Raw genomic sequence first — 5,809 nt, forward strand, 5'->3', positions numbered from 1 at the left:
CGGCGCGGGCCGCGCCTCGTGCGCGCCGCTCAGCGCCTGCGCCCGGGCCCGTTCCAGCGCGGGCGGCAGGAGGCGGCGCAGCAACGCCCGCCGCAGCGGCCGCACATGGGTGAGGGCGTAGGTCTGCTCGACGAGCGCGCAGCCCAGTTCGAGCTTCGGCACGTACGCCGTCTGCGCGAACCGGATGTGCCGGCAGCCGCGTGCGAGAGCCAGCCGGATCGCCTCGTGGTGCACCGCGTGGTACAGGCGCGCCTCGTGGGCGATCGCGTAGTCGAGGCCGATGCGCGCCCCCACGGCGCCCTCGCCCGCGAAGAGGCAGAGCAGGAAGGCCACCAGCCGCTCGCCCCGGAAGCACGCGACGAGCCGGCTGTCGGCCCCGGCGGACGGCGCGGGGGCGGGGGGTGTCCCGAGGGCCGCGGGCGGCGCGGGGCCGGGGGGTGTCCCGGGCGCGGTCAGCGCCGCGAGGGCCGTCATGAAGTCCGCGTCGAGCACGTCGAGCGTCTGGTCGGCGCGGGCCATCACCTGCCCGTACAGGCCGAGCATCGCCGGGACGAGCGGCGCCCAGTCGTCGACCGCCTCCATCCGCAGCCCGGCTGCCTCGAACTTGCGCAGGTTGCTGCGCGCGTTGCGGCGCGGCTTGGCGGGCAGGGCCGCCACGTACTCCTCGAACGACGCGTATCCGAGGGCCAGTTCGGTGTCGGGCAGGCTCCGCACGGTGAAGAAGCCGGCGTCCCTCAGCGCCCGCGTCAGCGCCGCGGGCGCGTCGGGCGTGAAGTCCTTGAAGACCACCGTGCCGAGCCGCTCGCGGCGGGCGAGGTCCAGGGCGGCGCGGACGAGGAGCCGTGCCGCCTCGTCGTCCGGGACGCCGTCGTACAGCAGGTGCCCCTGCCCGAGCAGGTTGCCGCAGAACAGCATCGGCACCCGCAGCAGCCGGGGCGCCCACCGCCGCAGGGGCGAGAGCAGGCGGCGTTCGCGCGGTCCCACGACGTCGTCCAGGCGCAGCCCGGAGAAGAGGCTCAACGGCAGGATCCCGACGGCCCGTTCGTCGCGCTGCAGCAGGAGGTACGCGTGGCTGTCGGGACCCACGTGCCCCCGCTCCGCCGCCGCGAACACCTCCGGCGCCCCCATCGGGTCGTGCGGCGGTGCGAGCCGCCGCCACAGCCCGTCCGGCAGGTCCCCGACGCTCCGGACGACCTCGACGCGCAGGACCGGCCAGGAACCGCGCGCGCCCGATCCCCGACCGCTCCGGCCCCCGTACGCTCCGGCCCCGGAGCCGTGCGTGCCCGCGCCCGCCTCCGCGCCGGTCCCGGAGCCGTACGTGCCCGTGCCCGCGCCGGACCGGTCGGCGCCACCTTCGCCGCCGGCGCCGATGTCCGTCCCGCGCATGCCGTCCTCCCCTTCCATGCCGGCCCCGTCCCCGTCAGCCGATGCGCAGCGGAGCGCCGTCGAGGAAGTCCCGCAGCGGGCCGCCCATCCGGGAGCGCGACGGCGGGTGGAAGGTCAGGCCGGTGGCGGCCGAGGCCAGATAGCCCGCGTCCGGGTCGGCGATGAACGCCATCCCGCCGAGGGCCGCCAGGCACGCCGTCGTGGTACGGGCGATCGCGTCCTGCGCCGCGTACCGCGCGCACAGGGCCTTGACCAGCAGGGCGTCCGTCCAGCGGGCCGGCTCCAGCGCCTCCATCGCGTACGCCACCGCCTCGACGGACGAGGCCGCCGCCTCGACGTCCGCCAGGAACGGCGTCGGGTCGGCGGGACCGCCGGGCTTGCGCAGGACCCGCTCGACCAGGGCGCTCGCCACCCCCAGGTAGCCGGCCGTGAGCAGGATCTCGAACCAGAGGAAGCCCGCGAGGTTCAGCGAGTCCGGCACCGCGTCGGCGGTGACCTCGGTGGCCACCACCATCTCCGGGTCCAGTGCGACGTCGGTCAGCACGATCTGGTCGCTCTCCGCCCCGGCGAGCACGGGCGTGCCCCAGAACGGCCGTACCTCCAGCCCGGGCGTGCCCGCCGGTACGACCGCCACCGCGAGCCGCTCCACGCCGTCCTCGCCGGGCAGCACCACCGACGCGGTCAGCAGATCCATCGAACGCGACAGGCTGCACGGCATCTTGCTGCCGTTGAGCACGATCCGGCCGTCCGCCCGGCGGCTCGCCGTGATGTGCGGCTTCAGGATGTTCTGGCCGGTGTTGCCCTCCGCGAAGCCGGACGCGAGCAGCATGCGCTGCCGGGCGATCGCCTCCAGCAGCAGGCCCTCCATGCCGTCGCCGTACGCGGCGGTCTGGACGAGCCCCGCGACCGAGAAGTGGTGCATCGTGGTGGCGACCGCGAGCGACGGGCACCGCGCCCCGACCGCGCGCTGCACGCGCACGGCGTCCAACGGGCCCGCTCCCAGGCCCCCGTTGTCCTTCGGCACCACCAGGGCGGGGCCGCCCGCCGCGCGGAACGCGGGGATCGCCGGGCTCGGCGCGCTCTCCAGGGCGCCGAGCGGGTGTGCGGCCAGGGCGGCGTCGAGGCCGGGCAGGAAGGCTTCGGCGGTGGAGCGTTCGATCTCCAGGAAGGTCACGGTCAACGCCTCTCGGGACGCGGTTCGTCGGAATCGGTGGACGACGGGCTCGGGCGCCCGCGGGACGGACGCGCCGGGACGGCGGCGGTGCCGGGCGGCACACCTGCCCGTTCGCGGCCGCCGGTGGCCGGGCCGTGCCGGTGGCCCTGCGTCGTCGGGCCGCGGGAGTCGCCGGTGACCGGGCTGCCGGAGCCGCCGGTGCCGGCGGTGGTGACGGACGCCCGGGGGCTCTCGGCACCGTCCCGGCTCGTGGATCGGTGGGCGTTGTCGGTCGGCGGGCGTGCGGATCAGAGGCGTTGTCGGTCGGCGGGCGTGCGGATCAGGAGCGTGGTCGGTCGGCGGGCCTTGTGGATGGGAGGCGTGGTCGGTCGGCAGGCCTTGTGGATGGGACGCGTGGCCGGTCGGGCGGGCGTTGTGCGTCCCGCCCCGCCGCGCGCCCCCGGGGCCGGCACGGCCCTCGGGGTTCGGCTGCCGCGACCGGCCGGTGGCGGCCCCGACCCCCTGCTCCCGGCCCCCCGCCCGCTCAGACCGCCGCGGTCGTCGCCAGCGGCAGCCGCTCGAACGCGCGCAGACTGATCGAGTCGCGCCGCTCCGCCCGGCCCGCGATCCGCAGGCCGGGCAGGCGTCTCGCCACCTGTTCCACCACTTCCGCGGCCTCCATGCGGGCCAGCACCGCCCCGGCGCAGAAGTGCGGGCCCGCGCCGAAGCTCAGGACCTTGATGTCCTCGCGCTCGACGCGGAACGCGTCGGGATCGGGGTGCCGTTCGGGGTCCCGGTTGCCCGCGGCGAGGAGGCACGTGACGGTGGCGCCCGCCGGAACCACCGTTCCGCCGACGTCGACCTGCCGCAGCGCGACGCGCTCCGTCATCCGCACCGGGGAGTCCCAGCGCAGCGCCTCCTCCACCGCCCGGGCCGCCGACTCGGGCTGTCCCCGGACCAGTTCCCACTGGTCGGGGTGGGTGAGCAGGGCGTGGACGACGAGCCCGATGAGGCCCGCGGTGGTCTCGAACCCGGCCAGCATCACCAGGATCAGCGTGTCCACCAGCTCGTCGTCGCCGAGCCGCCCGTCGTCCGCGTCCCGCACGGCGAGCAGGGCGGAGGCGAGGTCGTCGGCCGGTTCGCGCCCGCGCCGGACGAGCAGGTCCCGGAAGTACGTGCGCAGCGCGACCACGGCCCCGTCCGCACGGCGCCAGTCGTCGTCCGTGCACACGGGTTCGAGCAGGCGGCCGGCGTCCTGGCCGAGTCGTTGGAACAGGTCCCGGTCGCCGCTCGGCACGCCGATCAGCCGGCTCACCACCGCGATCGGCAGGGGGTAGCCGACCAGCGACGGGAAGTCGGCCCCGGCCTCGACGTCCGCGGCGCCGCGGACACCGGCCCCCCGGCGTGTGCCGTGGGCCGCGCCCGGGCCGGCGACCGCGGCGGCGCGGGGCCCGCGGGGAGCACCCGCCGTCGCGGCGGCCGCCGCTTCGAAGGCGTCCAGCAGTTTCGCCGCGGTCTCGGCGACGAACGGCCGGAGCGCGCCGATCCGGCGCGGGCCCAGCGCCGCGCCGACCAGCCGGCGCAGCCGGGCGTGGTCCGCCCCGTTGCTGCGCAGCATCGACGTGTAGAAGAACCGGGCCGCGGGATGGTCGCGCCAGTCGGGGATCCGGCGCGCACACCACGCGAGGTCCGGCACGGCGAAGGACGGACCGGTCAGCACCGCGTGGCAGTCGGCGTACCGGGTCAGGAAGTAGGCGTCGAGATCCGGGTGGTAGTGGACGGGATCGGTCCGGCGCAGTTCGGCCAGCGCCGGATACGGGTCCTCGCGGCCCTCAGGGCCGAACACGGACGACAGCAGCGACTCCGCATCAGCCACCGGCCCCCCTCCTGCCTCTCTTCGCGCGCCCCGGGCGGGCCGCGTTCCCGACACGGGGCACGCGCCCCGCATCAAGATCAAGGCTAGCCACGCGCCCCTGTCCGTTCTCGCCCCTCCATCGCGTTTGATCTGTTATGCACGGAAGGTCCTGCCTGGACGGATCACAGCTCGCACGGCCGTCCGGGGGCGCGCGCCGCTTCCACCGTTCGCACCGCGCTCACCTGCGACGATTCACGCGCTCCGGCGCGCTCGGAGGCGCCGGGGCGCAGCGCCCGTCCCGGCACCGAGCGCCCGGGAACCGCCGCCCCCGCGCGCCGTCCCCGTCCTCTCGCGCCGAACGTGTCCCTCCTGCGGCGCGCCCTCCGCCCCGTCCGCAGCGGCGCGACCACCGCACGGCGCGGCCGCGGATCCGGAAATATCGCGTATGGAACGCGGACGTCGGCGTGTGCCCCCGCCCCTCCTGGGCACTCCTTACAGAGCCGCGCTGCGGCCCCATGTGCGTGCCCGAACACCGCATGACCGCATCGCGCCCCGATACGGATGACCGCACCACCGTGTTACCGCATTGCCGCCACGGATCTCGTCGGGAGGTCGAACCGCGGTGCCCGAACGCGACACGTACCACTTCATCATCGTCGGCGGGGGAACCGCGGGCTGCGTCCTCGCGGCGCGGCTGTCGGAGGACCGCGGCACCCGCGTGCTCCTGCTGGAGGCCGGTGGGCGCGAGGCGCCGGCCGCGCCGCCCCCGCGGTGGGAGACGCTGCTGGGCTCGTCCGCCGACTGGGACGACACGACCGTGCCGCAGGGCGTGGGCGGCATCCGGGTGTCCTGGCCGCGGGGCCGCGTGCTGGGCGGCTCCTCCGCGATCGGCGCGATGACCTTCCTGCGCGGCCACCGCTCCAGCTACGACGCCTGGGCGGCGGCCGGCGTCAAGGGCTGGGGCTACGACGACCTGCTCCCCTACTTCAAGCGCGCCGAGGACGTCTCGGGTGTCCGGCGGCGCGACCCGGCCCTGCGCGGCACGTCGGGCCCGCTGCGGGTCGCCCCCGCCGCGCACCGGGACCGGCACCCGGTGGCGCAGGCGTTCGTCTCCGCGGCGGTGCAGGCGGGCCACCCCCGGGCCGGAGACCTGTCCGCCGGCCTGGAGACCGGCTTCGGCTGGGGCGACCTCACGATCGAGGACGGTGCCCGCGAGGACGCGGCGGACGCCTACCTGCGGCCCGTCCTCGCCGACCGGCCCAACCTGCGCGTCGAGACGGACTGCCTCGTGCGCGGCCTGCTGCTGGAGGAGACGGACACCGCCCCGCGCTGCACGGGCGTCGCGTACGAGGGCCCGGCAGGCGCCGATGCCGGTCCGGCCGGCGGCGGCACGCGGCGCGCGGGGCCCCCGGCCG

General features: G+C 76.6%; 4 protein-coding genes. 1 reads left to right on the forward strand and 3 read right to left on the reverse strand.

Annotated features, from left to right (window positions below; translation table 11 throughout):
• The 3 genes from L1885_RS22255 to L1885_RS29260 all read right to left on the reverse strand — a co-directional run.
• The coding region (locus L1885_RS22255) for a GNAT family N-acetyltransferase (protein WP_235798943.1) at window positions 1–1,386 on the reverse strand (1,386 nt) is incomplete at its 3' end.
• Window positions 1,387–1,420: 34 nt separating this feature from the next.
• Window positions 1,421–2,560 (reverse strand): acyl-CoA dehydrogenase family protein, encoded by a 1,140-nt coding sequence (locus L1885_RS22260; protein WP_235798944.1) that lies wholly within the window; start codon window positions 2,558–2,560, stop codon window positions 1,421–1,423.
• A gap of 523 nt (window positions 2,561–3,083) precedes the next feature.
• Complete coding sequence (locus L1885_RS29260) at window positions 3,084–4,415, reverse strand: cytochrome P450 (RefSeq protein WP_235798945.1); 1,332 nt, start codon at window positions 4,413–4,415, stop codon at window positions 3,084–3,086.
• A 601-nt stretch (window positions 4,416–5,016) separates the two neighbouring features.
• Between L1885_RS29260 and L1885_RS22270 the strand changes: the two genes are divergently transcribed.
• Window positions 5,017–5,809: GMC family oxidoreductase (locus tag L1885_RS22270; protein WP_235798946.1), on the forward strand; the 793-nt coding region annotated here is incomplete at its 3' end.

Source organism: Streptomyces fuscigenes (genome assembly GCF_021556455.1).
Lineage (GTDB): Bacteria > Actinomycetota > Actinomycetes > Streptomycetales > Streptomycetaceae > Streptomyces > Streptomyces fuscigenes.